This is a genomic window from Sphingopyxis sp. (assembly GCF_035565275.1).
GTDB lineage: Bacteria > Pseudomonadota > Alphaproteobacteria > Sphingomonadales > Sphingomonadaceae > Sphingopyxis.
On sequence record NZ_DATMST010000271.1, the window covers coordinates 1 to 2,202 of the forward strand.

General features: G+C 67.6%; 3 protein-coding genes. All 3 read right to left on the minus strand.

Annotated features, from left to right (window positions below; genetic code table 11):
* Window positions 1-76: 76 nt before the first annotated feature.
* The gene (locus VN047_RS18015) at window positions 77-598 is read right to left on the minus strand and encodes a cupin domain-containing protein (protein WP_325545107.1); all 522 of its coding nucleotides are present in this window, start codon (window positions 596-598) and stop codon (window positions 77-79) included.
* A 32-nt stretch (window positions 599-630) separates the two neighbouring features.
* The gene (locus tag VN047_RS18020) at window positions 631-1,515 is read right to left on the minus strand and encodes a hydroxymethylglutaryl-CoA lyase (RefSeq protein WP_325545109.1); all 885 of its coding nucleotides are present in this window, start codon (window positions 1,513-1,515) and stop codon (window positions 631-633) included.
* 57 nt (window positions 1,516-1,572) lie between these two features.
* Window positions 1,573-2,202: SDR family NAD(P)-dependent oxidoreductase (locus tag VN047_RS18025; protein WP_325545111.1), on the minus strand; the 630-nt coding region annotated here is incomplete at its 5' end.

Sequence of the window (2,202 nt, forward strand, 5' to 3'; positions counted from 1 at the left end):
CCGGATCGGGGTGCGCGCGGCTTTCGCGGCGACCGGCTCCGTCGGTGCGCGCGATTCGGCGCGCGCAGGGTGGGCGCTATTCGACGGGTTCGACAAAACCCACGGGCTGCTTTTCGGTCTGCCAGGCGTCGCGCAACGCCGCGACGCGTTCCGCGCCCTTCGTCCATGACGCGGGGTTGCCCGATTTGAATATGATGTTCCACGACGTGACGTTGCGGAATTCGATGAATTCGACGCCATCGGGCCCGGTGACGAAAGTATATGGCGTATCGGCGGGGACGAAGACCCCGTCTCCCTTGCCCAGCACCTCCTTGCCGAAACGCATTTCGCCGGCGAGGACGAGGTAGCAGCAATCCGAATCATGGCTGTGCAGGGGCAGCGGGAAATCGCTTTTGTGCCAGGCGTAGGCGAGGCTGAAGCCCGGCGCGTTGAACAGGATCTTCGCAAAGCTCCCGTCCCCGATACCCGCCTTGCCCAGTTCCTGCAGGCCCTCGGCGATCACCGGGGTGACGCCTTCATAGCGCAGGACGTTCGACTGCTTCAGCGTCGGCGCGGTCGCGGCCCGGAAAATCCGGAATTTCGTCGGCTGGTCGGTCACGGCGTCTGCTCCTCCTGTCCTGCTTCAGTGCTTCAACATGCTCCGCCGGCGAAGGCGCGGGTCACCGCGCTCGTCTGCTCGCGTTCGAGCCGCGAGTTGAGCCATAGAGCGGTTTCGACGAGTTTCGCGATGTCGACGCCCGCCGCATCGCCCAAGGCATAAGCCACGTCCTCGCTCGCCACATTGCCGGCGGCGCCGGGCGCAAAGGGACAGCCGCCGGTTCCGCCGATCGCGGCGTCCACGATCGTCGCGCCGGCATCGACGGCGGTCATGACGTTCGCGACCCCCATGCCGCGCGTGTCGTGAAAATGCACTCGCAGCGGAAGCGGAGCGACCGCCGCGGCAACTGCCGCCGCCAGCTGTCGCACCTCGCCGGGCCGGGCGATTCCGATGGTATCGGCAATCGCGACCTCGATCGCCCCGGCTTCGGCAATACGGCGCGCCATCGCGATCACGCGTGCCGGTGCGACCGCGCCTTCGAACGGGCATCCGAACGCCACCGCGATCGTCGCTTGCGCCGGACGGCCCTGCTGGTGGCAGAAGCGGATGACCTCGCATGCCATCGCCAGCGAATCGTCGGCGTTCAATCCCTGATTGCGGAGGCCGAAGACGTCGCTTGCCGCGCAGACGACGCCGATCTCGTCGATCGCTGTTTCGAGGGCGCGAAGCGCGCCGCGCTTGTTGAGCACCAGCCCGGTGTAGCGCGCCGCGCCGCACGGCAGGCCCGCGACCACCGCTTCGGCGTCGGCCATCTGCGGCACTTTTCCGGGATGGACGAAGCTGGCGACTTCGATCCGCCGCGCGCCCGCGTCGACCGCGCGCCGGACAAGCTCGATCTTGTCTTCGGTCGTCATGATCCGCGGCTCGTTTTGCAGCCCGTCGCGCGGAGAGACTTCTACGAGTTCGATCGTCTTCATTGCGTTCCTGTCAACGTCGCGCGACGACCGGCCAGGCGATGGCGGAGGATGAACCGGTCATGGCTGCGCCGGCTGCCGCATCGCCTCGGCGACGCGGTGCCACCAACTCTCGTCGCCCGGCGGGACGCGGTAGGCGCCGTCGACGCGCATGACATGCCCGTTCATCATCGGATTTTCCATGACGTGCCTTACCGCCATCGCAAATTCTTCGGGATAGCCCGGCCGCGCCGGAAACTGGACCGCGGCGCGCAGGCCGGCGTTCATTTCGGCGAGGATGCCGTCGCGCGCGCTGTTGAACATCGGGGTGTCGTAAATGCCCGGTGCGATTGTCATGACGCGAATGCCGTAGCGCGCGAATTCGCGCGCCAGCGGCAGGGTCATCGCCTCGATCGCGCCCTTGCCGGCGGCATAGCCGGGCGTGCCCGTCTGCCCCTCCTGCGCGACGATCGAAGACACGTTGATCAGGACACCGCGTTCGCCATTGTGATCGGGCTCGCCCTCCAGCATCCTCTCGGCGGCAAGGCGGGTCACGATGTAGCTGCCGAGCCCGTTCACCAGCAGTCCGCGGCGGAAGCTGTCGATGGTCAGCGATGCATGCTCGCCGATCGACAAGCCCGTACCGCCGCCGCCGCCCGCCGCGTTCAGCACGCCGCGCAGGGGGCCGGTCGCTTCCTGCAGCGCGTCGAG